Raw genomic sequence first — 21,804 nt, 5'->3', positions numbered from 1 at the left:
TGATGCCAGGCTGCCTCCAGCGTCCGGGGTCGGCGATGAAGAGACATTCAAGCTTGTCACTCAAATGAGTGCTCGCTGCCAGCTTTCGGTGAAGGCCGCTGTGTTGCTGCCGCACGCCTGCTCCAGCGACACCTGGCGCGGAATTGTCGGAAGTATCAGCGCGGACGCTGCGAATCCGATTGCCCCGACGCTGCCGAATGTCGTCCATGTTTCGAGCGATGTTCCGTTCAAGTTGAGCCAACTACCAGTGTAGTAACCAGCGGTGCCACCCAGTGCCCCTGCGGCACTCAGCATCCCGAAGAACGTTCCCTGGCTTCCGTCGATAGCCAACGATGCTGTCATGGTTTCCAGTGCCGGGAGCATGATTGTTTCGATGACCGTATATCCGGCGATAAATAAAAGGAACCAGCCGAGCGTATCGCGCCCGTGAAGCAATGAAGGGCGGCGTCGCCTGAGGCGATGCTTTCCGAGTGATTGGTCATACTCGGCCCCTCGTCTGGCGGGCAGCGCTTAATCAGTTTGAATGTCCGCTTCGCGGAAAGCCGAGCGTCCCCGGTGGGTCGACTGCGTATGGCAGCAGGTCGGTTCCACTCGTTCAAACCGTGACCCAGGACCAGGCAGGCACGCGGTCACGGCGATCAATTGTTGTGATGGGACACGCTGGATGTCCTGCTCGGGCTGTCGGTAGCGCCGCGACGGTCGGCTGCGCCCTGTCGGCATAAATCCATCAACTACGCGGGCTATGGCAGCTGTGATCGATCGCGCACACAGACTGGATAAAGTCGTTCCCCTTGTTCTGTCGGGCCCGCCCGCGTGTCGCGCAGATCGCTGCAAGCTTTGGCACGGCCTATGCATCGATGGACGCACGTGTTGCAACGCCCATTCGACACGAAACCTCACATTGATCAGGAGCACGCCATGAACACACTCGCGATCACCGACCTTCCCGTCGCCGTCGAACTCGATCATCACGACATGGCCGCCGTGCACGGTGGCATGATGAAACTGCCGGGCCAGCACAATACCGGCAACTTGCTGATGTCGCCCGATGGCGAGCCCGTTTCCGTCTATGTTGACGGCCTGCTGATCAACTCGGTGACGAGCGGCTATGCACCGCGCTAGTTGGGACGCAGCTTCACACGCGCGACGGGTAGTATTGTCAGGTTACTCGTCCGCCCCGACCCATCGCACCCGGCGCGCGTCGACCATCTGGCCGGGCGCGAGCGGTTGTCCGCGGGTTCCCTGCCGAGTACGCGCTTAGCCAGATCCCGCACAGCACCCTGCATGGCGATGCCGGTAGTGGTATTCACGAATGTGAGTCCCAGCGTGGAGTCGACAGTCGTGCCTTTTCGTTCAATGGGTTCCCAGCCATGAACTAGCCGCCGGCCTGCCGACCCAAGGAGATGTCCATGATCACCGCCATCGTCCTCTATGACCTGCCGCCGGATGTAGGCCTCGAGGAGTGCCGCGCCCACTTCACGAAGATCGCCCCGGATTTCCTCAAGATTCCGGGCTTTCTGCGCAAACAGTTCATCTGTTCCGCCGACGGCAAGGTCGCAGGCGGCGTCTATATGTGGGAAAGCCAGGAGGCGGCCGAGCGCTTCTATTCCGGGGAATGGCTCGCCGGAATCCGCGCTCGCTACGGCACGGAGCCGAAAATCAGCTATTTCGAGACCGTCGCGCTGACCGACAAGGCGAGCGGCCAGGCGGGCGGGCTCGGCTGATCGGCAGCGGGAACGAGCCGCGCGGAGAGCAACCGGACTTCCGTTTGTTTTGGCACTGCGCCTTCCAGTGCGGCCAACAGGTGCGCCCCGCACGTCGCGAGCGGTGTAACAACGCCTGCGACACACGCCGAGCGCAGATGTCACAAACCGGCCAGCAGGCGTCGTTCGCCAACTGCGGCGCCGGGCGATCGACTGTCCGGTGGACATCAAAAAGCCGCTGGTCAGGTTGCGAAATCGCACTTCCGAAGAACAGGCGATCCGTCACCTACCCATTGCGCCTTGTACCCTCCAGGAACCCTTCGCTGCAGCCCAGTGGTTCATTTGCTAGACTTGACCCAAAAGCAGATCTGTTTCGGCTCGGTTTGACCCTGATGGCTGCGGCTGAGTTGCGAATCAACGCGGCTTGAATTGACGGCATCAACTTCCGCACATTCGACACCAATTTGACCTGAGAGAGAAGGCCGTCACGGCCACCGTTCTGCTCGCCTGGAAGACGACTCCGACCTGATCGCCAAAACTACGAAGTCGCGCCTGCGGATGAAGCGGCACTTCCACATTCCGTTAAGCAACGAAGACTCAGTGTAAGCAGTTCACGAATTCGTTAGCCACGAATTCGCGGTGAAGCGGTGGTTGACCGACTCGATTACGTTGACGTTTTTTCTGTTCATAGACCTGGCGCCTGAACGTTATCCGGAGGCACTCCATGCAGGAAGAAGGAATACGTGAAGCCCTGAATGCGCACTGGCAGGCGTCGGCGGCCGGCGATATCGACACAGAACACGATATTTACGATGACGATGCCATCTGTGACTATCCCCAATCAGGTGAGCGAATCGTCGGGCGAATTATTTTGCAGACACTGCGGAGTCATCATCCAGGTAAGCCATCAGGTTTCGATGTCAGGCGAATTCAAGGGGAAGGTAATCTCTGGATAACGGAATACACCATCACCTATCAGGGGCGGGTGGCTTACACGGTAAGCATTATGGAGTTCCGCAACGGCAAGGTCGTTCACGAGACCCAGTATTTTTCGGATCCCTTTGAAGCACCAGGTTGGCGGAGTCGATGGGTTCAGAAGATCGCGTGACGTCGCGTTGCGGCGAGATAAGCATGTCGGTCATGCTGTGGCACACCGGTTGAATCCGCCGTCGACTCCGGACCCCCAGGAACAAGTCGAGTCGCTTCTTACTGAGCAATCAACCGGGCGATGTGCCCGTCCCTGTGTGGGCCTTTCAGCCAGGTAGAAATCGTGCCCCGGTTGCGCTGCGCGATGACGGGACGCTCATAAACGGCTCAGCAACTCCGCCTTCCTGGCGGCGAACTCCTCCTCGCTGAGCATTCCCTTCGCGTGCAGTTGGGCGAGCTTCTCTACGGTGGCGAACACGTCCGCCTCGCGGGCCACCGACTGAGTGCTGACGGGCTCCTCCTGCACCGGCGGCGACGCCGGCTGCGGAACCCCGCCGACCGAGACAACCGCCAGGCTGGCGACAGCAACCAGGCCGTGCCGGCTCGCCAATGTGAGGGACGCACCGCGGAACTGCTGCTGTGAGAAACCGCTGATCTGGTGATCGAGCGTATCGTAAATCGTCACCTTGCCGTTCACTTCGATCGCCAGGCGCCGGGGCTGTGCGAAGTAGGCATAGCGGACGTCGTTCTGCGCGCCGGTGCTGTTGGGGCAGCGAATTTCGAAGTATTCGCAAGCCACGTAGATCGCGCCTGCGGACAGGGAGAAAGAGCTTCGCATCGCCTTCCAACGTCGACTCGCGGAGCGCGAGATTCTGGCGCAATATAAGGGTGCGGCAACCGTCGACGAAGACGGAGGCAGGCGTGGCAAACTCCACTAGGATCGAGCTGTTTTGTCGATTATTCCTTGGTCTCTTTGTCGGCTTTTTTTGCATAACAGCCGCCCTTTTCGTGCGTTACATGTCGGCGAACCAGCTGCCGCAAGTAACCGTCGTGCAGTTGAAAAGCGCATCACAAGCGTTGTCGGGAAGCGCCCCGGCAGTCCCATTCTCATCCGCTTCCCAATACCAACCGACAAAGCCTTCGCTAGATACTGAGGAAAAGACACTCATTGCGTCGTCGGCCTCCACTATCGTCACGTTCATCGTGGCTGCGGTGACTAACTTCCTGAGCTGGCGGAAGGACAAGGCGAAGGCGACCAGGGAAATGCGGGACGCGTCCCGCTAGTTCCTCGAACTGGAGAGGTTGCGACTCGACCCGCGCGCGGTCAGCCGTGCGACCTGGTACGCATGCCGCCCACGCCGACCTTGCCACGCCCGACACGGCCGGTTTTGCTATGCGCCGAACTGCCAGGGCGCAGCTTCTTCCTGGAGACGGCCGTGAACGTCACATGATCTGCAGGGTAGTAAGTCGCCCTGTGCACCGCTGCGTGACAGGCCGGATGGACCGGGTTGAGGCCGAGCTTGACAGTTTTCACGCCGTAAAATTTTCCACTGCCCTTGATGACGTCCCCCAGCGGAACCGACAGCGATTTGCCACACGGCGCAGGGGCGTTCCCGGACCCGATCTGGTCGAACCAGGCGTCCGCGCGCACGACCGCATACTTGACGCCGTTGACGGTGACATAGGTCGCTTTCTCGCCGAGCCCGTAGTTGCGATCCTTGACTTCGATTGCCATCGATGGACACCTCCTCGGACGATACCGACACTCATAGTTTAGTGCCAGCGCCGCGATCGACGCCGTTCACCACACACCGCCGTTTCATGAGGTTACCGCAAGTAGATGTCGGTTCATCAAGGCGAGCCACGGGGTATGGCGTGGCGCCCACCGACGGCCGCACAAAACATCGCCGTTGAGCGTCTCACTTGTGCGGAGCAGGCCTGTGCGGTCACCGACGCGAGTTGAACAGCCGTATAAGGTCCTCGCGTAGCTCGGAGATGTCCAGCACATGCTGTGCGCGCGTCACGGCCACGTAAAGCAGGCGCATCTCGTCCTCGTCCAGCATCAGGCGCCCGTCAACAGTCTTGAAGCGAAAATCGTTGGCTACTTTCACCGGTTTCCATTGCAGCCCCTTGGCCGCTGCCTATCATTCTTTAGAAGGCCGAGGTGGCGGCATTGAATCGCGGATAACGTAGGAAGAATCTGCGCCCGATGCAGGCTCCCACGCGCCGCATCCTGCGGCGCCTGTTGCGGTGACGGCTTGCCACTGGCCGGCATCGTCGTGAGTCAAGTGGAGGTCCCCAATGAAATTCATTGTGCAGTGGAAAGGGCTACCGACGGCACAGCAATCGGCGATCGAACGTTTCATGAAGACGGGTGGCGCGCTGCCGCCCGATGGGATCACGATGCTCGGCCGTTGGCATGCGATCGGCGAGTTGAGCGGGTGCGCGATCATCGAGGCCGCCAGCACGGCCCCCATGGCGGCGTGGGTGCTGCAGTTTGGCGATATCTTTACGTTCACCATTTCGCCCGCTGTCACCGACGAGGAACTCGGGGCGGCGTTGGCGGCGTTTCAGGCGGGGAAGTAAGGCTGGCGGAACAGGGGCGTTCAGAATACCGATGCGCTTCTGTTTTAATGTTCCAGGCCCGCCGCCGCGAGGCATGATGGCTTTTCGGTGGAGACGAATATTCGACACGCCCTTGCGTGTGCGACATACCATGTCAGTCCGATCCGAAAGCACCTCGAAATACCCACAAACTCCTTATACCTCGATGATTCAGCTTTGCCGACTCCGGCATGGATTTGTACCGAATCATCCTAGCCACCCGCTACCGCAGTCGACAGGCCGAGGCGAGCCAGAACACGCGCGTAATCCTCAGGCGTGTCCATATCGATCGTGAACCGATCGTGCGCGGCTTCATGAACAAACACCTCATCGGGATGTTCGGCAATCAGTTTCCGGCACCCAGGATTGACGTGTCCGCTGATAACCTCGGCCGCATAGCTCGCGGAAAAAGCCACCGGATTGCCGCGTTGCCCGTTGAAGAATGGAATCAGGATCGATCCGCGCGGCATCGCGGCGAACGCGTCGATCAATTCGCGGTAGTCTGCTGCATCGAGCAGCACCTGATCCGCGAGGCACACCATCACCACATTGCAGGGCGCACCGAGTGCGGCCACGCCCGCCGCGACCGACGTCATCTGCCCTTCTTCGTAGCGAGGATTGCTCTGGAACGTGACTCGCAAGCCATCCAGCGCCTCCATCACGGCACGTCCCTTAAAGCCCGTCACGACCACGATCTCCTCTGGGCCCGCCTCGGCAATCGCGCTCACCGTACACCTGACAGCCGGCTGCCCGTCGATCGGCAACAGCAACTTATGCTGACCCTGCATCCGGGACGACAGACCGGCAGCTAGCACGACTGCCGAGAATGTCGGCGCATGCCGTGGTTCGATCACTTTCCACGCGTCGCTCATGTCTTCTCCTTGTGCTCCGTGCCGCGCGCTATCGCGAGATATTTTTCGGGTTCGCGTTCGAATTCGATCTTGCAGCCGTCGCAGCAGAAGTAGATGCGCTGCCCGCCACGGTCGATCACATGTTTAGCCGACGCGATATCGATCGACATTCCGCACACCGGGTTGAGATAGCGTGCCGGCGATAATTCGACCGACGCCATCGATTCGCACGGCGGCAAGACCGGCACCACTTCGGCTCCCGTGAGAAGCGACGCGGGCCCATCGGCCGCCGCCAGCTCGAGTTCGCGTCGCAGTGTCACCAGCCCCGCGACGGCGCCCAACGCAATCTCCTGCGGCGTGTGTGCGTGGATAGCGGGGCCTGCGGGTGCATGCAATGCCGCAAGGCGCGCGGGCGCAATCCCGCGCGCCAGCATCACCTCGCGCAACGCGTCCGCCTTGCGCCGGCTGGCGACCAGCAACACAGCCGCCGCGCCGCTGCGCAACGCCGCTTCTAGCGCGTCCTCGTCGCTGTCGCCCTGGGTCGCCACCAGAATCAGTTGCGGCGCAACCGTGTCGAAAGCCTCGGCGTCGAAGCCCTGGATCACCCGCTGTAAGCCAAGCGCGGCCAACGGGGCAGTCACGCTGGCCGCCGCGCAAACGCGCAACCCGACTCGCTGCGCCAGCACGCAGGCTTCCAGCGCGGTGGGCGTCGAACCCAGCACGAGCACCGATGGCGCGGGCACCGTCGGCTGGATGAAGAGCTCCATCGCGCCGTTGCTCGCACATGGCATCGCGTGCGCCTCGACGTCGGCCTCCGGCTTCGTCTGTTCGTTGCTGATGCGAACGCGTTTCGGCAGACCCGAGCGAATCGCCTGCTGCGCGGCCTGGATCACAATCGTTCGCGAGCAGCCGCCGCCGATCCAGCCGTGCAACGCGCCATCCCGGTCGACGAGCGCCTGCGCGCCCACCCATGCGGACGTGGGCGGCGCCGCGCGAATCACGGTCACGACCGCAAACGGCTCGGCTTGCTCAATCAACCGCTGCTCGAGTTGCAGAAGGGTATCGTCGTTCATTGCAGGGCGGACAACACTTGAGGCAGCACGCGCTCGAGACTCGCCAGATCGCGTGCGCCAGCCAGCAGATCGATATACGGCATCGCAGCCTGCATGCCGACGCTTGACGGCGTGAAATCGGCGCGGGTCGCGAGCGGATTCAGCCAGACGAGACATCGGCAGCGGCCCCGGATCTTCGCGAGCGCCTGCTGCAGGCGCCCGGGTTCGCCGGCGTCGTAGCCGTCGCTGACGACCACGACGGCCGTGCGCGAATGAAGCAGCCGCGTCGCATGCTGCTGATTGAATTCGTCGAGACTGTCACCGATACGGGTGCCACCTGCCCACCCCGCCGACAGCAGTTGCAGGCGCTCCTGTGAGCGCCACGGATCGGGATCGCGCAACGCCTGTTCGACGCCCACCAGTCGCGTATGAAAGATGAAGCAATGCACGTCGGAAACCCGCGCGCTCAACACACGCGCGAGCCGCAGATAGAAAAAGCTATACAGGCTCATCGAGCGGCTCACGTCCAGCAGCAGCACGATGCGCGGACGCAGCCGGCGCTTCTGCCGCCATGCCAGATCGAGCGGCTGGCCGCCGCTCGACACGCTGCGCCGGATCGTCCACGCCATGTCGATGACACGGCCGGCGTTCGCACGGCGTTCACGGCGTACCTGAATACCACGCAGGCGCCGGGCGAAACGGCGGATCGCCTCGTCGATTGAAACGAGGTCGTCGGGCTGGTTCAGGTGACGGAAGTCCGCATGGGCGAGCGAGGCTTCGCGGGATGCCCCGTGTTCGGCGGCATGACCATTCGCCAACGCCGGTTTGCCATCGCCTGCGACCAGCGACAGCGGCATGCCCTCGCTGACGTCACGTTGTCCACCCGCGTTGTTCCGCTCGATACGGCCCGCGCCGCCGGCACGCGTTTCGACCAGTTTGCGGCGATTCGGCCTCAGGAACCAGGCGTCGAACAGCGCGTCGAAGCGCCGCCATTCTTCCGCGCGCGAACACAACAATGCACGCAGGCTCCAGCGCAACAGCTCGCTGTCCAGTTGGCCCATGCGCTGCGCGACCTCCATCGAGGCGGCCACGTCGGCGCTGGTCACGCGAAAATCGTTCGCACGCAGCCATTCGGCAAAGCCGGTATAGCGGGCGGTCAAGATCGCTTCGAGGCTCGGTGGAGAGGCGCGATCAGCGGCGCAACGAATACCGGTCAACATGCGGCCACCAGTTTTTCGACGACGGGCCGGGTCAAACCAGCCTGATCTTCACGCGTCTTGACGAGCGCCGATAGCGAATCCATGATCTGCTCGACGCCGTCCGTATCGATCGCGCTCACGCCCAGACGCAGCAGCGCAGCGACCCAGTCAAGCGTTTCGGCCAGACCAGGCTTCTTCTGCAGGTCCATCTGCCGCACCGACTGTACGAATTCGACAATCTGCCATGCCAGTTTCTCCGGCACGTCGGGCACCTGGGTGCGCACGATCCGCAACTCCTTCTCGAAGCCCGGATAGTCGACGTACTGATACAGACACCGGCGGCGCAACGCATCGGAAATCTCGCGGGTGCCGTTGGAGGTCAGAATCACAAAAGGCCGCTCGATGGCGCGTATCACGCCCAGTTCCGGAATCGACAGCTGAAAGTCGGAGAGCAGCTCCAGCAGATAGGCTTCGAACGCCTCGTCGGTACGGTCGATTTCGTCGATCAGCAAAACCGGCGCCGGCGTGGTCGTGATCGCTTCGAGCAGTGGCCGCTTGAGCAGATAGCGCTCGGAGAAAATATCCTGTTCCTTGTCGGGAATAGACCGCTCGTCCTGCTCCAGCAATTTGATCGCCAGCAGCTGGTGCTGATAATTCCATTCATACAGCGCGGAATGCACATCGAGGCCTTCATAGCATTGCAGCCGGATCAGACGCGTATCCAGCAGCCGCGCAAGCGCCTTGGCGACTTCCGTCTTGCCGACTCCAGCCTCGCCTTCCAGCAACAGCGGGCGCCGCATCTCCATCGTCAGCAGCAACGTGGCAGCGAAGTTGCGTTCGGCGATGAAGCCATGACGCTCCAGCTGCTGCTGCAGACTAACGACGTCGTTCATGCGATCGGTCGCCATGGACGCCTCGACACTCAGGCCGTCTTGCGGGAAAAAATGCCCCGCAGCCAGTCGCGCAACACGGCCCACGCCAACGCCAGACCGTTCAGTTCGGAATGCGGCGCGGCACTCGCAGGCGCTGTCGCGGAACCGGACGACGGCGCAGCCGTCTGCTGCGCCTGCAGGCGCGCCGCGAAGTTCGCCACAAACTGCTTGAGCATCTGGTCCGCGACCGGCCCCATCAACCGTCCGCCGAGCGCAGCCGCCTTGCCGCTCATCGTCGCCTCGCTCCTGCCGGTCAGCTCGCATGTCTCGCCGGTTGCCTGCACTGCGGCGACAAGATCCATCGATGCCGCCGAGCTACCCGTCAGATCCGTGCCCTTGCCGACCAGATGCAGGCTGCGCGCCGCGGCATCGAGATTCACCACCTCGATATCGCCCTTGAACGACATCGTCGCCGGCCCGAGCCGCACGGTAATCGTCCCTTTGTAATGCGTCGCGTCGATGCGTTCGGTGATCTTCGCGCCCGGCATGCATCCGGCCACCGTCTCGATGTCCTGCAGAAGCTGCCACGCACTATCCGCCGTGGCAGCGAGGGGAAACACCTTTTCAAGTACGACTTTCATCGAATCACCCCTGGCGTATGCGGCTTGATGAGCCCGAGCTGTGTTCAACGACACACCGCTATGGCCTCGTCAATCCAAGCGAGCGGCATTGCTGCCACACGCGATACGCGTTATGCGGCATGTTCATGTGCGTCACGCCCAGATGCGCGAACGCATCGACCATAGCCGACGTGAAACATGGAATCGAGCCGACGTGCGGCGATTCCGCCACGCCCTTCGCGCCGATCGGATGATGCGGCGACGGCGTCACTGTGAAATCGGTCTCCCAATGAGGTGTTTCCGCCGAGGTCGGCACGAAGTAATCGAGCAGCGTCGCGCCCAGCAGATTGCCGGCTTCGTCGTACGGCATTTCCTGCCCCATCGCCACAGCGAAGCCTTCCGTCAGGCCGCCGTGGATCTGCCCTTCGATGATCATCGGATTGATCCGCGTGCCGCAATCGTCGAGCGCATAAAAGCGGCGCACGCGCGTTTCGCCGGTATAGCGATTCACTTCGAGCACGCAGACGTAGGCGCCGAACGGGAAGGTGAAGTTGGGCGGATCGTAGTAGTCGACCGCTTCCAGCCCCATCTCCATGCCTTCGGGCACGTTGTTGTACGCGGCCCAGGCAACTTCCTTGATGGTTTTGAACTGCTCGGGGGAGCCCTTCAGCACGAAACGGTCGAGATCGAACTCAACGTCGTTGGGGCTGGCCTCGAGCAGATGAGCGGCGATCTGCCGGGCCTTCTCGCGAATCTTGCGCGACGCGCGCGCGACCGCCGCGCCCGCCACCGGCGTGGAACGCGAGCCATAGGTGCCGAGTCCGTACGGCGCCGTGGACGTGTCGCCCTCTTCGACCGTTATCTTCGAAGCAGGAATACCCGCCTCCGACGCGATGATCTGCGCGTACGTGGTCTGGTGACCCTGCCCCTGCGTGATCGTGCCCATCCGGGCGATCGCCGAACCGTCGGGATGCACGCGGATCTCGCACGAATCGAACATGCCGATGCCCAGGATGTCGCACATCTTCGACGGCCCTGCGCCGACGATTTCCGTGAAGTTCACCACGCCAATGCCCATCAGCCACTCGGCGTCCGGGTCCGCTCGCCGCGCGGCCTGTTCGGCGCGCAGCGCCGGATAATCGACCGCGGCAAGCACCTTCTTCAAGGCGGGCTCGTAATCGCCCGAATCGTATTCGAGGCCTAGCGGGGTCGTGTACGGAAACTGATCCTTGCGGATGAAATTGCGCAGGCGGATTTCGGCCTTGTCGATGCCGAGCTTTTGCGCCAGCACGTCGACCATCCGCTCGATCAGATAAACCGCTTCCGTCACCCTGAACGAGCAACGATACGCGACGCCGCCGGGAAACTTGTTGGTGTACACGCCGTCGACCGATACGAACGCATTCGGTATCGCATAGGAGCCGGTGCAGACGTGGAACATGCCCGCGGGCCATCGGGTCGGATCGGCGCACGCATCGAATGCGCCGTGATCGGCGGTCACGTGCACGCGTAGCGCCTTGATGCGGCCATCGCGATCCGCCGCCAGTTCGCCCGTCATGTGATAGTCGCGTGCAAAGGCCGTGGAGCTCAGATTCTCCGCACGCGATTCGATCCACTTGACGGGTCGCCCCAGTACGATCGAAGCAACAATCGCCGTGACATAGCCGGGATAGACACCGACCTTGTTGCCGAAGCCGCCGCCGATGTCCGGCGAAACGATGCGGATTTTCGACTCAGGAATCGCCGACAGCAAACCAACCACCGTACGCACGACATGCGGCGCCTGCGACGTGATATAGACCGTCAGATCGCCACGCGCCTTGTCGAACGAGGCGACGCAGCCGCAGGTCTCGAGCGGACACGGATGCACACGCGGATACAGGATGTCCTGCGCGACCGTGACATCGGCGTTGTCGAAGACGCGATCGGTCTTGTCCTTGTCGCCGATGTTCCAGGTAAAGATGTGATTGGGATGTTTGCGCGCACCGTGCGCGCCCGCCTGTTTGTCGCGAATGTCTTCGCGGATCACGGGCGCATCCGGCGCCAGCGCCGCGATCGGATCGATCACCGCCGGTAGCTCCTCGTACTCGACTTCCACGAGTTCCGCGGCGTCGGCGGCCACGTAGCGGTCGTCGGCGACGACGAACGCGACCTCCTGATTCTGGAAGCAGACCTTTTCATCGGCGAGCACCGCCTGCACGTCGCCGGCGAGCGTCGGCATCCAGTGCAGCTTGAGCGGTTTCAGATCATCGGCGGTCAGCACCGCGTGCACGCCAGGATGCGCAAGCGCGCGCGATTTGTCGATCTTCTTCACGCGGGCGTGCGCATAGGGGCTGCGCACCATCACGCCGAACAGCATGCCCGGCATCTTGATGTCGTCAACGTAGGTGCCCTTGCCCTGAATGAAGCGCGGGTCTTCGCGGCGTTTGCGCGAGCACCCCATGCCCTCCAGCGCGGCGAGACGATCGAGACTGGTGTCGAGATTTCCCATCACGTTTCTCCGGTCGTCAGTGCGCATCCGCTGCCATCAGCGGATGCGACGTTTCCACGGCTTCACCGCGCAGCTTGCGCGCCGCGTATTGCACCGCCTTCACGATGTTCTGGTAACCGGTACATCGACACAGATTGCCCGCCATCCAGTAGCGGATTTCCTCCTCGTCCGGATCCGGATTTTCCTGCAGCAGACGCCAGGCACGCATCAGCATGCCGGGCGTACAGAAGCCGCATTGCAAGCCATGCTCCTGCATGAAACCCTCCTGCAGCGCATGCAGTTCACCTCCTTGCGCGAGCCCTTCGACGGTCATGACTTCCACGCCTTCGGCCTGTACCGTCAACATCGTGCAGGACTTGACCGACATGCCGTCGAAATCGACCGTGCACGCGCCGCAGTGGGACGTCTCGCAGCCGATATGAGGCCCGGTGTGCAGGCACTTTTCGCGCAGCGTATGAATCAGCAGCTCGCGCGGCTCGACCACCACATCCGTTTCCTTGCCGTTCAGCATGAACGACACCATGATCTTCTTGCTCATGTCGTGTTCTCCGGGAATCCGCCTTTCAGTGTGCTGCCCGCGAATACGCGGTCATCAACGCCCGTCGTGTCATTTCGCCCGCCATAGCCGTCTTGTATTCCACGTCACCGCGCAGATCGGCCACCGGATCGCATACCGTCATCGCAAGACGCGCGGCTTCCGTGATCGCCGCCTCATCGAACGGCTTGCCGCGTAGCGATTGCTCGGCGTCGGTTGCGCGCACAGCGGTTTGCGCGACGTTCGTCAACGCAATGCGGACGTCGCCGACGGTCCCGCCGCTCATGCGCAACGTCACGGCCGCAGCGGCCGTCGCGAAGTCGCCGGTTTTGCGCTTCAGTTTCGCGTAGCAGGCGCCGGTGCCCGCTTCCGGCATCGGAATGCGGATCTCAGTCATGATCTCGCCGGGTTCGAGGCGCGTCATATAGGTGTCGAGAAAGAAGCCGTCAGCCGGCACAACGCGTTCGCCGTGATCGCTCAACAGGACAAACGTGGCGTCGAGCGCGATCATCAGCGCGGGATGATCGTTGCCCGGATCGCCATGCGAGATGTCGCCACCTAACGTGCCGCGGTAGCGCACCTGCGGATCCGAAATCTGCCGGGCGCCCTCGACAATCAGCGGACACCGGATTTGCAGCAACACCGACCGGATCAGTTCGTTCTCGGTTGTCATGGCTCCAATGCGGATCTCGTTGCCGACCTCACGGATGCCCTTGAGCTCCGTCAGCTTGCCCAGATCGATCAGATGATCCGGTGCGGCAAAACGCAGCTTCATCATCGGCAACAGACTGTGGCCGCCGGCCAGGAGCTTCGCCGTATCGCCATGTTGATTGAGCAATGCGATGGCTTCGGGCAAGGTGCGGGGAACGTGATATTCGAATGGACGGGGGATCACACGGGCCTCCTTCATTGTCATCCGACCGCGAGCGGGAACGTCATCGGTTTGTGGTTCAGCATTTCACAATGCAACGCAGCAATTCAATGCAATTTCCCGAACGGTGGCGCACGAGCGCAAACTAGCGGAAAACGGACACGAAAGTGGTACGGCGTCGAATAACCTGTCGATGGAGAACCCGCCGGCTATCGCTGGAATGAGGACATTTCACGACGCGGCGCAGCATTTTCAGGTTTGTTCCCGAACGGCGGGTTTGCGCGCGTGAACCGCCCGAATGCTTGCGCGAAATCTGGAAACGACATACAACGGAGACAAATCGCCTGAGAGCGTGGACCGCCCATCAGAGCAGGAGACCCGGCATGAAACCGCTTGAGCACGCCACGCCGTTGGCGGCGGAACCCCTTCGTCATGAGACGTTCCAGCACAAGCTGGAGCAGTTCAATCCGGGGATGGTCTGGCTCGACGCACAAGGTCGTGTGACCGCGTTCAACGACGTCGCCCTGCAGATACTCGGGCCAGCTGGCGAACAGTCGCTTGGCGTCACGCAGGACAAACTGTTCGGCATCGACGTCGTGCAGTTACACCCGGAAAAGAGCCGCGACAAGCTGCGCTTTCTGCTGCAATCGCGGGATGCCGATGGCTGCCCGGTCAAGTCGCCGCCACCGGTTGCGATGATGATTAACATTCCCGACCGGATCCTGATGATCAAGGTCTCCAAAATGTCCGGGACCAGCGGTGTTTGCGGAACCTGCATGATCTTCTACGATGTGACCGACCTCACCACCGAGCCGTCCGGAAAACAATCGGGCGGGCATGTCGCGCAACCGCGCCGCCTCTTCAAGATTCCGGTGTACCGGAAGAACCGCGTGATCCTGATCGACCTCAAGGACATCGTGCGCTTTCAGGGCGACGGTCACTACACGACAATCGTCACGAAGGACGACCGCTACCTGTCCAATCTTTCGCTAGCCGACCTCGAATTGCGGCTCGATAACAGTACCTATCTGCGGGTGCATCGCAGCCATATCGTGAGCCTTCCTTACGCGGTCGAACTGATCAAGTCGGACGAGAGCGTCAATCTTGTGATGGACGACGCGGAGCAGACCCAGGTGCCGGTCAGCCGGTCGAGAACCGCGCAGCTGAAGGAATTGCTTGGGGTGGTTTAAGGTCACCCGAGCCCGTGTTCAGGTGGTTGTCCCCGGCTCCGTCCTGGGGATGGAATGCGTTAGTTACCTTATATTCATCAGTCATCGTATAACTAGATCTCGCAAACCGGGACTCACGTTTCGCCATCTACGCCCTCAAACCCACGGCGGATATCGCACTTCTCCCCACCTGTTTTCGCCAGCGTAATTCAGGCGGTGTGACGTGAACCGCCCGCCATCCGGCCTTCCCGCGACCTACGGGTAACTACCCGGTGTACATCCTGCATCTCAAATAGATAGACTCTCGCAGTCATAGGACAACATACAAAGCCGAAAGGCCAACTTTCTTTCAGCTTTCGTCCGCCAGCGTTGAGATCGCTGAATGGCCGGGGATCACGCCATCTCAGCGCCACGCGTTCCACGCCCGGCGGCCGACAGCATGATCCAGAAAACGACGGCGGAAACATTCTAAAGCCGGGATACGGGCCCAAACCGTATCGCAGCATTCGCAGTCGATTGATGGTTTATTTTCAAAGGAAATGTCGCGATGAAAAACAATTTTGCCCTTTCCCGTGTTTCGATGATTGTTGCAGCGTCGGTGCTCGCGTTGAGCACCGGAGCAGCACAGGCGCGCGTCTTCCGCGTGGCCGATGTGCATAGCGACACCTATCCGACCAACATGGCCGTGAAGTTCATGGGCGAACAGATCGCCAAGGCAACGGACGGCAAGGACTCGGTGAAGGTCTTCGGCAACAGCTCGCTCGGTTCGGAAAACGACACGATCGATCAGGTGCGCATCGGCGCGCTCGACATGACCCGCGCCAACGGTGCAGCGTTCAACGAGATCGTTCCCGAGTCGATGATTCCCTCGCTGCCGTTCCTGTTCCGCGACGTCGACCATTTCCGCAAGGTGATGTACGGCCCGGAAGGCCAGAAGATCCTCGACGCCTTCAAGGCGAAGGGCATGATCGCGCTGACCTTCTATGAAAGCGGCGCCCGTTCGATCTACACCAGGAAAGCCATCCACTCGCCTGCCGACATGAAGGGACTCAAGGTGCGCGTTCAGCCGTCCGATCTGATGGTCGACGAAATCCGCGCGATGGGCGGAACGCCGACGCCGATGCCGTTCGCTGAGGTTTATACGGGGTTGAAGACGGGTCTGGTCGATGCGGCCGAAAACAACCTCCCGTCGTACGACGAGACCAAGCACTTCGAAGTCGCGCCGGTATATTCCGAAACCCAGCATGCGATGACGCCGGAAGTGCTGGTGTTCTCCAAGAAGGTGTGGGACACGCTGACGCCGCAGGAGCAGGACATCATCAAGAAGGCTGCGGCTGACTCGGTGCCCTACTACCAGAAGCTGTGGACGGCGCGCGAAAGCGACGCTGCCAAAACGGTCACCAAGGGCGGCGCGACGATCGTTGCGTCGACGCAGATCGATCGCGCTGCTTTCGTCAAGGCGATGCAACCGGTCTGGACCAAGTATGAGAGAACGCCGCAGATGAAGCAGATCGTCGACGAAATCCAGGCGGTCAAATAAGTGTTGCGAAGCTGGTGATGGCGGAAAGCCTGCGGGAGAAATCTGCAGGCTTTCCGCCCTCGGCATTTTCCCCGCGAACCGGCATCTGCAGGCGGGGACGCTTGAGTAAGCAGGATAAGTCCGCTGTATGGAAGGATGGGATAGATGACCTTCATGAAACGCCCGAATGATTTTCTTTTCCGCGTGCTGGTTGTCGTGGCGTCGATCAGCCTCGCCGCCTTGACCGTGCTGGTTTTTTACAGCGTGGTGATGCGCTATGTCTTTAACGACGCACCCGATTACGTCGAGCCGATTGCGCTTTTGCTGGTGATCGTTATCGCGATGTTTGGAGCCGCCCTCAAGGTCCGCGAGAGTGGGCATATCGGGCTTGATTCGCTGGTCAAGAAATTGTCGCCTAAAGGTCAGGTAGCGGCCGAGGCGTTCCAGCATCTTTGCCTGATTGCCTTGTCCGTTGCGATTTTCTTCGGCTGCCTGCAAATGGCGGAGACGACGATGGAAGACCGGATTCCGATCCTGGGCCTGCCGGAAGCGATCCGTTACTTCATTCCGGTCGCTGCCAGCGCCTGCATCATTCTTTTTTCGATCGAACACCTCGTCAAGCTGTTCGCACCGAAGCACAAATAGAGCAATCATGGAACTTGCCATCCTCTTTGTTAGTTTCGTCGTATTCCTCGTCTTCGGGGTTCCTGTTTCGTTCGCGCTAGGACTGTCGTGTGTCCTGACCTATCTGTATGAAGGCCTGCCGGCGGCGACGGCCATGCAGTCGATGATCTCGGGAATGAACGCGTTTTCTTTCCTCGCGATCCCGTTCTTCATCTTTTCCGGCGAGTTGATGCTGCACGGCGGTATCGCCGACCGCATCCTGCGTTTCGCTCAGGCCGCGGTGGGTCACTTCCGCGGTGGGCTGGGGATGGCCAACGTCGTCGCGTGTACGTTGTTCGGTGGTGTGTCCGGTTCGCCCACTGCCGATACTTCGGCAATGGGCGGCGTCGTCATTCCCTTGATGAAGCGGGAAGGTTATAGCGCGGCGTATGCGGTCAACGTCACCACCCATTCGTCGCTGGCCGGTGCGCTGATGCCGACGTCGACGAACATGATCATCTATGCGTTCGCCGCACAGGGGATCACGGGGACGTTGAACGGACAACATCTGAGCGGCGTCTCGATTGGCGATCTGCTGTTTTCCGGCCTGCTGCCGGTGCTGTGGGTGATGGGTTTTGTGCTGATCGCCGCTTACTGGCAAGCGGTTCGCTTCGGTTTCCCGCGCCGCCCTGACGGCTCGACCGAACTGCAGAAGTTCCCCGGCTGGTTCGCGGTAGGCAGAACGTTCCTCGGCGCAGTGCCCGGCCTGATGGTGATCGCGATCATCCTCTTCTGCGTGGCGAAAGGCATTGCGACGGCGACGGAGGCAGCGGCAATCGCGGTTGCCTATTCGCTGGTGCTGACCCTTCTCGTGTATCGCACGATGACGATGAAGAAGCTCTTCGTGGCGCTTTCCCGGGCGACCAAGACCACGGGGGTGGTGCTGCTCCTGATCGCTGTTTCGAATATGCTTCGGTACCAGATGGCTTATCTGGAGATTCCCGATGCAATCGAGCATCTGCTTGAAAATGCGACGACCTACCCATGGTTGATGCTGCTTTACATCAACATCATCCAGGTCTTCCTCGGCACCTTTGTCGATATGGCCGCCCACATCCTGATCACTACGCCACTGTTCCTGCCGATGGCGATGCACAGCGGCGTGGGCCCGGTGCAGTTCGGCATCATGATTCTGCTCAACTGCGCATTGGGCCTGGTTCACCCGCCGATCGGTTCCGTTCAGTTCATCGGTTGTGCGATCGGTAATGTTTCAATCGGCGAAACGACGAAAATCGCCTGGCCTTATTACCTGGCCATCTTCAGCGCGATCAACATCGTCACCTACATGCCGTTCTTTTCGACGTGGTTGCCGAGCCTGATCAACGGGCATCCAGTTTATTGACCTTTGACGTCGGCCTTAAAGCAGACAGCCCCGCGCATGCGGGGCTGTTTCGTTTGGCGCGGAGGCTGGACCAGTTCCTCAACCCGACGCATTAAGCCTGCGCCACAGCGTGGTCTTGCTGATGCCGAGCGATTCACAGACCGCGTCGCGATCGCCGTTGCACGCTTCGAGTGCCGCGCGGATCTCATCGGCCTCGACACGTCGGCTGCGCTGTCGCAACGTTAACGCCGCGACGGAGCGCTCGTTGTCGTCGAATACTTCCGGCGCGATCGAGCGTAGTACGTCAGGCGTCAATGCACTCCCGGCACCCTCGGCACCGTCAGCGCCCTCACGCTCCGCGTGCCCTCCCACATCGGCCAGTTCGACCGCAATGCGCTCGATGACGTTCTGTAATTCCCGCACGTTGCCCGGCCACGCGTGACGACGTAGTGGCTCGCTCACGTCGAGAAGCAGCTGCGCCGCCTGCCCCGCATCATGAATGCGCGCGGCAAGACGCGGCTCGCGGCGCGCCGCCTGATACAGCAATCCGGCCGCAAGCGGCAGGATGTCCGGTTGCCGCTCACGCAGCGGCGGCAGCGTGATATTGAGAATGTTGAGCCGGTAGTACAGGTCCGCGCGAAACTCACCGGTCTCCACCGCCATTGTCAACGCCCGATGCGTCGCCGCGATAACCCGTACGTCGATGCGGATCGGTTCGGTCGAGCCAAGCCGCACCACTTCACGCTCCTGCAGCACGCGCAACAGCCGGCTTTGCAACGGTAGCGGCATCTCGCCGATTTCATCGAGGAACAACGTGCCGCGATGCGCTGCCTCGATGAGTCCGGCTTTACCGCCGCGCCGCGCACCCGTGAATGCGCCTTCTTCGTAGCCGAACAGTTCGCTCTCCAGCAACGCTTCGGGAAACGCGCCGCAATTGATCGCGACGAACGGAAAGTCACGCCGGGCGCCCAGTTGATGAACGCCCTGCGCGACCATCTCCTTGCCCGTGCCGCTCTCGCCGCGTATCAGCACGGTGGCGTCCGATGTCGCATAGCGACGCGCGAGTTGCCGCACCCGCTCGATCGCCGGGCATGCGCCTACCAGATCGTCGATCCGGTATCGGGCGGCAAACTGCTGCGTGCGCAGCCTCGAGCGCAGCGTACGATCCAGCCGCTCGACCGCACGGGACTCCTGGAACGTCAGAACGGTTCCGGTGCCGTCGCTCGAACCGATCAACGGCCCGCGATGTACGACATAACCGACGCCCCGGACGGTTTCGAGCGTTTCGCCGTCGCCATCCGGAATCGCGCGCGCGATATCGGGTGCAAGTTCGGCCAGCGGTCGCCCCACTGCGCGCGACGCATCAATACCCAGCACCTGGGCAAGACGCTGATTGATCGCCTCCACCCGGCCTCGCGCATCGAGCGCAACGACACCATCGCGCAGATGTTGCAGCACGTTGTCGAGTCGCTGGCGGCGCAGCATTTCATTCGAAGTGGCCTTCGCGACTTCGAGCGCCGTATCGAACGCCACGCGTACCGACGCGCGCGAATACAGAAACACGGTGCTCATGCCCGCGCGTGTCGCGAGATCAGTGACGAGGCCCGGTCCCACGACCGTGCCGACGCCGCGGTCGCGCAGATCCAGCACGCAGGTTTCGGCGTCCTGCGCTGACTGATATGACGCGAACACCACGTCGATTCCGTAAGCGGCAACGAAGTGGCGCACTTCCGCAGGCGTTTCGCCGTGCGTGACGAGTGCCACCTGCGAGGCATCGCGACGCGCCCGTGCGAGCGCATGCATCACGTCGAAACCAGTCGGGCTGACGAGCACGACCGGCACCTGGATCCGCGCCTTGAGATAGGTGCCGTTAGACCCGGCCGCGACGACGATATCCGGGCGATCGACGCCAGCCGCGTCGATCTCATGGACGGCGTCCTCGTAGCCCCGCGAGATGAGTCGCAGGTCGGCGCGGTCGTCGTACTCGCCCGCGATGTCGCGGAACAGGTCGCGCAGGCGGCTGATGCCGATTGCCCAGATCTGCGGGCGGCGTAGGGATTCGGAAGGACGATTCGTGGGGGGCATTCAGCTGGGCTCAGGACGTGGACATCGAAGGCGAAGCTATTATGAACCCATGGTTTCAATCATGAAATAGCTGATTTCACTTATGAAACAAACCCGTCTGGTCGCGCACTCGTGTTTCTTAATGAAATCATGGGGTTAAGTGGGCGCCATGACCCTGGCCCAGTCTTTGCGCTAGTGAGGACCTCTTATCCGGAGGAAACGTGACTTCAGCACAACGATACCCCGCGAGCGCAGGCGCGCGATTCCGCGCGGCAGTCGCCGAAACCCAACCACTGCAGGTAGTCGGCGCGATCACCGCCTACGCTGCCAAAATGGCTGAAGCGGTCGGTTTCAAGGCGGTTTATCTGTCGGGCGGCGGCGTCGCCGCCAATTCGCTCGGCATTCCCGATCTTGGCATCAGCACAATGGATGACGTCCTGACCGACGCCCGCCGCATCACCGACGCGACGAATCTGCCGCTTCTCGTCGATATCGACACGGGCTGGGGCGGCGCATTCAACATCGCGCGCACGGTACGCTCGTTCATCAAGGCTGGCGTTGCGGCCGTGCACCTTGAAGACCAGGTGGGTCAGAAGCGATGTGGACACCGCCCCGGCAAGGAAGTCGTGCCGACCGAAGAAATGGTCGACCGCGTGAAAGCGGCCGTCGACGCCCGCACCGACGATCAATTCGTGATCATGGCGCGCACCGACGCCGCGGCCGCAGAAGGCATCGATGCCGCGATCGAGCGCGCAGTTGCTTATGTCGAAGCCGGTGCGGACATGATCTTCCCCGAAGCGATGAAGTCGCTGGACGACTACCGCCGCTTCAGGGCAGCGGTGAAGGTGCCGATTCTCGCGAACCTGACCGAATTCGGTTCGACGCCGTTCTTCACCACGACCGAACTGCGCGACGCCAACGTCGATATCGCGCTCTACTGCTGCGGCGGATATCGCGCGATGAATGCAGCCGCGCTCAATTTCTATCAAACGGTGATGCGCGACGGCACGCAGAAAGCTGCGGTGGGAACGATGCAATCGCGCGCCGATCTCTATGACTATCTCGGCTACCACGCGTACGAAGACAAACTCGACGCGCTGTTCGCCGCACAGAAATAATCAGGACCTGGAGGAAGACACCATGAGCGAAGCAGACAACAGCACGCCGAACGCGGGCGCATTCAAACCCAAGAAATCCGTTGCACTGTCGGGCGTGACGGCCGGCAACACGGCGTTGTGCACGGTCGGCAAGACCGGCAACGACCTGCACTATCGCGGCTACGACATTCTCGACATCGCGACGACCTGCGAGTTCGAAGAGATCGCCTACCTGCTCGTGCACGA

General features: G+C 61.5%; 24 protein-coding genes. 11 read left to right on the top strand and 13 right to left on the bottom strand.

Going from position 1 to position 21,804, the window contains the following annotated elements:
- Positions 1-60: 60 nt before the first annotated feature.
- The gene (locus P3T16_RS33450; RefSeq protein ID WP_429345467.1) at positions 61-435 is read right to left on the bottom strand and encodes a hypothetical protein; all 375 of its coding nucleotides are present in this window, start codon (positions 433-435) and stop codon (positions 61-63) included.
- 483 nt (positions 436-918) lie between these two features.
- On the opposite strand from P3T16_RS33450, the gene P3T16_RS33445 reads away from it, so the two are divergent.
- The 3 genes from P3T16_RS33445 to P3T16_RS33435 all read left to right on the top strand — a co-directional run bounded on the left by P3T16_RS33445 (position 919) and on the right by P3T16_RS33435 (position 2,811).
- Positions 919-1,122 (top strand): hypothetical protein, encoded by a 204-nt coding sequence (locus tag P3T16_RS33445; RefSeq protein WP_429258661.1) that lies wholly within the window; start codon positions 919-921, stop codon positions 1,120-1,122.
- 287 nt (positions 1,123-1,409) lie between these two features.
- The gene (locus P3T16_RS33440) at positions 1,410-1,724 is read left to right on the top strand and encodes a YdhR family protein (protein ID WP_429345466.1); all 315 of its coding nucleotides are present in this window, start codon (positions 1,410-1,412) and stop codon (positions 1,722-1,724) included.
- Positions 1,725-2,427: 703 nt separating this feature from the next.
- The gene (locus tag P3T16_RS33435) at positions 2,428-2,811 is read left to right on the top strand and encodes a nuclear transport factor 2 family protein (protein ID WP_429345465.1); all 384 of its coding nucleotides are present in this window, start codon (positions 2,428-2,430) and stop codon (positions 2,809-2,811) included.
- A 195-nt stretch (positions 2,812-3,006) separates the two neighbouring features.
- On the opposite strand, the gene P3T16_RS33430 is transcribed toward P3T16_RS33435, so the two are convergent.
- On the bottom strand, positions 3,007-3,468 hold the full coding sequence (locus tag P3T16_RS33430) for an SHOCT domain-containing protein (protein WP_429345464.1): 462 nt from the start codon (positions 3,466-3,468) through the stop codon (positions 3,007-3,009).
- A gap of 83 nt (positions 3,469-3,551) precedes the next feature.
- Between P3T16_RS33430 and P3T16_RS33425 the strand changes: the two genes are divergently transcribed.
- A complete protein-coding gene (locus tag P3T16_RS33425) occupies positions 3,552-3,914 on the top strand; it encodes a hypothetical protein (RefSeq protein WP_429345463.1) in 363 nt (120 codons plus the stop codon).
- 40 nt (positions 3,915-3,954) lie between these two features.
- Here the strand turns inward: P3T16_RS33425 and P3T16_RS33420 are convergent, their stop codons facing one another.
- Both P3T16_RS33420 and P3T16_RS33415 read right to left on the bottom strand, forming a co-directional pair.
- A complete protein-coding gene (locus P3T16_RS33420; RefSeq protein WP_429345462.1) occupies positions 3,955-4,365 on the bottom strand; it encodes a hypothetical protein in 411 nt (136 codons plus the stop codon).
- Between the two features lie 211 nt (positions 4,366-4,576).
- Positions 4,577-4,741 carry a hypothetical protein gene (locus P3T16_RS33415; RefSeq protein WP_429258655.1) on the bottom strand — a complete coding sequence of 55 codons (165 nt, stop codon included), beginning with the start codon at positions 4,739-4,741 and terminating at the stop codon, positions 4,577-4,579.
- Positions 4,742-4,931: 190 nt separating this feature from the next.
- On the opposite strand from P3T16_RS33415, the gene P3T16_RS33410 reads away from it, so the two are divergent.
- Positions 4,932-5,216, top strand: a complete 285-nt coding sequence (locus P3T16_RS33410) for a DUF3303 domain-containing protein (RefSeq protein WP_429345461.1) — start codon at positions 4,932-4,934, stop codon at positions 5,214-5,216.
- 230 nt (positions 5,217-5,446) lie between these two features.
- Here P3T16_RS33410 and P3T16_RS33405 read toward each other — a convergent pair whose 3' ends face one another.
- The 8 genes from P3T16_RS33405 to P3T16_RS33370 are packed head-to-tail and all read right to left on the bottom strand — an operon-like array spanning position 5,447 to position 13,749.
- Positions 5,447-6,106: a nucleotidyltransferase family protein gene (locus P3T16_RS33405; protein ID WP_429345460.1), complete on the bottom strand. Its 660-nt coding sequence runs from the start codon at positions 6,104-6,106 to the stop codon at positions 5,447-5,449.
- The gene (locus tag P3T16_RS33400; protein ID WP_429258652.1) at positions 6,103-7,158 is read right to left on the bottom strand and encodes an XdhC family protein; all 1,056 of its coding nucleotides are present in this window, start codon (positions 7,156-7,158) and stop codon (positions 6,103-6,105) included. The genes P3T16_RS33405 and P3T16_RS33400 overlap by 4 nt, the downstream gene beginning before the upstream one ends.
- Complete coding sequence (locus P3T16_RS33395) at positions 7,155-8,357, bottom strand: vWA domain-containing protein (RefSeq protein ID WP_429345459.1); 1,203 nt, start codon at positions 8,355-8,357, stop codon at positions 7,155-7,157. The genes P3T16_RS33400 and P3T16_RS33395 overlap by 4 nt, the downstream gene beginning before the upstream one ends.
- Entirely contained in the window at positions 8,351-9,244 is an 894-nt protein-coding gene (locus P3T16_RS33390; RefSeq protein WP_429345458.1) for an AAA family ATPase, read from the bottom strand. Before P3T16_RS33390 ends, P3T16_RS33395 begins: the two co-directional genes overlap by 7 nt.
- A gap of 14 nt (positions 9,245-9,258) precedes the next feature.
- Positions 9,259-9,849, bottom strand: a complete 591-nt coding sequence (locus P3T16_RS33385; protein ID WP_429258649.1) for an SRPBCC family protein — start codon at positions 9,847-9,849, stop codon at positions 9,259-9,261.
- Positions 9,850-9,907: 58 nt separating this feature from the next.
- A complete protein-coding gene (locus tag P3T16_RS33380) occupies positions 9,908-12,319 on the bottom strand; it encodes an aerobic carbon-monoxide dehydrogenase large subunit (RefSeq protein WP_429345457.1) in 2,412 nt (803 codons plus the stop codon).
- Positions 12,320-12,335: 16 nt separating this feature from the next.
- Complete coding sequence (locus P3T16_RS33375) at positions 12,336-12,857, bottom strand: (2Fe-2S)-binding protein (RefSeq protein ID WP_429258647.1); 522 nt, start codon at positions 12,855-12,857, stop codon at positions 12,336-12,338.
- A gap of 25 nt (positions 12,858-12,882) precedes the next feature.
- A complete protein-coding gene (locus tag P3T16_RS33370) occupies positions 12,883-13,749 on the bottom strand; it encodes an FAD binding domain-containing protein (protein WP_429345456.1) in 867 nt (288 codons plus the stop codon).
- A gap of 359 nt (positions 13,750-14,108) precedes the next feature.
- On the opposite strand from P3T16_RS33370, the gene P3T16_RS33365 reads away from it, so the two are divergent.
- The 4 genes from P3T16_RS33365 (at position 14,109) to P3T16_RS33350 (ending at position 18,418) form a co-directional block, all read left to right on the top strand.
- A complete protein-coding gene (locus P3T16_RS33365) occupies positions 14,109-14,915 on the top strand; it encodes a LytTR family transcriptional regulator DNA-binding domain-containing protein (RefSeq protein WP_429345455.1) in 807 nt (268 codons plus the stop codon).
- A gap of 526 nt (positions 14,916-15,441) precedes the next feature.
- Entirely contained in the window at positions 15,442-16,434 is a 993-nt protein-coding gene (locus P3T16_RS33360; protein ID WP_429345454.1) for a TRAP transporter substrate-binding protein, read from the top strand.
- 144 nt (positions 16,435-16,578) lie between these two features.
- A complete protein-coding gene (locus tag P3T16_RS33355; RefSeq protein ID WP_429258643.1) occupies positions 16,579-17,058 on the top strand; it encodes a TRAP transporter small permease in 480 nt (159 codons plus the stop codon).
- Between the two features lie 7 nt (positions 17,059-17,065).
- Complete coding sequence (locus tag P3T16_RS33350) at positions 17,066-18,418, top strand: TRAP transporter large permease (protein ID WP_429345453.1); 1,353 nt, start codon at positions 17,066-17,068, stop codon at positions 18,416-18,418.
- Between the two features lie 78 nt (positions 18,419-18,496).
- Here the strand turns inward: P3T16_RS33350 and prpR are convergent, their stop codons facing one another.
- The gene (gene prpR / locus P3T16_RS33345) at positions 18,497-20,482 is read right to left on the bottom strand and encodes a propionate catabolism operon regulatory protein PrpR (RefSeq protein WP_429345452.1); all 1,986 of its coding nucleotides are present in this window, start codon (positions 20,480-20,482) and stop codon (positions 18,497-18,499) included.
- A gap of 200 nt (positions 20,483-20,682) precedes the next feature.
- Between prpR and prpB the strand changes: the two genes are divergently transcribed.
- Positions 20,683-21,579: a methylisocitrate lyase gene (prpB, locus tag P3T16_RS33340; protein WP_429345451.1), complete on the top strand. Its 897-nt coding sequence runs from the start codon at positions 20,683-20,685 to the stop codon at positions 21,577-21,579.
- A gap of 22 nt (positions 21,580-21,601) precedes the next feature.
- On the top strand, positions 21,602-21,804 hold a 203-nt coding region (locus P3T16_RS33335; protein WP_429345450.1), incomplete at its 3' end, for a citrate/2-methylcitrate synthase.

Source organism: Paraburkholderia sp. GAS42, from assembly GCF_050436565.1.
In the GTDB taxonomy this organism is placed as follows: Bacteria; Pseudomonadota; Gammaproteobacteria; order Burkholderiales; family Burkholderiaceae; genus Paraburkholderia.
This window is presented reverse-complemented; position numbering and strand designations above follow the sequence as displayed.

Coding starts and splice junctions, on each gene's coding strand:
- prpR (WP_429345452.1), bottom strand. CDS start 20,482: ATGCCCCCCACGAATCGTCCTTCCGAATCCCTACGCCGCCCGCAGATC.
- P3T16_RS33395 (WP_429345459.1), bottom strand. CDS start 8,357: ATGTTGACCGGTATTCGTTGCGCCGCTGATCGCGCCTCTCCACCGAGC.
- P3T16_RS33375 (WP_429258647.1), bottom strand. CDS start 12,857: ATGAGCAAGAAGATCATGGTGTCGTTCATGCTGAACGGCAAGGAAACG.
- P3T16_RS33405 (WP_429345460.1), bottom strand. CDS start 6,106: ATGAGCGACGCGTGGAAAGTGATCGAACCACGGCATGCGCCGACATTC.
- P3T16_RS33445 (WP_429258661.1), top strand. CDS start 919: ATGAACACACTCGCGATCACCGACCTTCCCGTCGCCGTCGAACTCGAT.
- P3T16_RS33355 (WP_429258643.1), top strand. CDS start 16,579: ATGACCTTCATGAAACGCCCGAATGATTTTCTTTTCCGCGTGCTGGTT.
- P3T16_RS33350 (WP_429345453.1), top strand. CDS start 17,066: ATGGAACTTGCCATCCTCTTTGTTAGTTTCGTCGTATTCCTCGTCTTC.
- P3T16_RS33360 (WP_429345454.1), top strand. CDS start 15,442: ATGAAAAACAATTTTGCCCTTTCCCGTGTTTCGATGATTGTTGCAGCG.
- P3T16_RS33410 (WP_429345461.1), top strand. CDS start 4,932: ATGAAATTCATTGTGCAGTGGAAAGGGCTACCGACGGCACAGCAATCG.
- P3T16_RS33440 (WP_429345466.1), top strand. CDS start 1,410: ATGATCACCGCCATCGTCCTCTATGACCTGCCGCCGGATGTAGGCCTC.
- P3T16_RS33380 (WP_429345457.1), bottom strand. CDS start 12,319: ATGGGAAATCTCGACACCAGTCTCGATCGTCTCGCCGCGCTGGAGGGC.
- P3T16_RS33385 (WP_429258649.1), bottom strand. CDS start 9,849: ATGAAAGTCGTACTTGAAAAGGTGTTTCCCCTCGCTGCCACGGCGGAT.
- P3T16_RS33420 (WP_429345462.1), bottom strand. CDS start 4,365: ATGGCAATCGAAGTCAAGGATCGCAACTACGGGCTCGGCGAGAAAGCG.
- P3T16_RS33400 (WP_429258652.1), bottom strand. CDS start 7,158: ATGAACGACGATACCCTTCTGCAACTCGAGCAGCGGTTGATTGAGCAA.
- P3T16_RS33430 (WP_429345464.1), bottom strand. CDS start 3,468: ATGCGAAGCTCTTTCTCCCTGTCCGCAGGCGCGATCTACGTGGCTTGC.
- P3T16_RS33435 (WP_429345465.1), top strand. CDS start 2,428: ATGCAGGAAGAAGGAATACGTGAAGCCCTGAATGCGCACTGGCAGGCG.
- P3T16_RS33390 (WP_429345458.1), bottom strand. CDS start 9,244: ATGGCGACCGATCGCATGAACGACGTCGTTAGTCTGCAGCAGCAGCTG.
- P3T16_RS33365 (WP_429345455.1), top strand. CDS start 14,109: ATGAAACCGCTTGAGCACGCCACGCCGTTGGCGGCGGAACCCCTTCGT.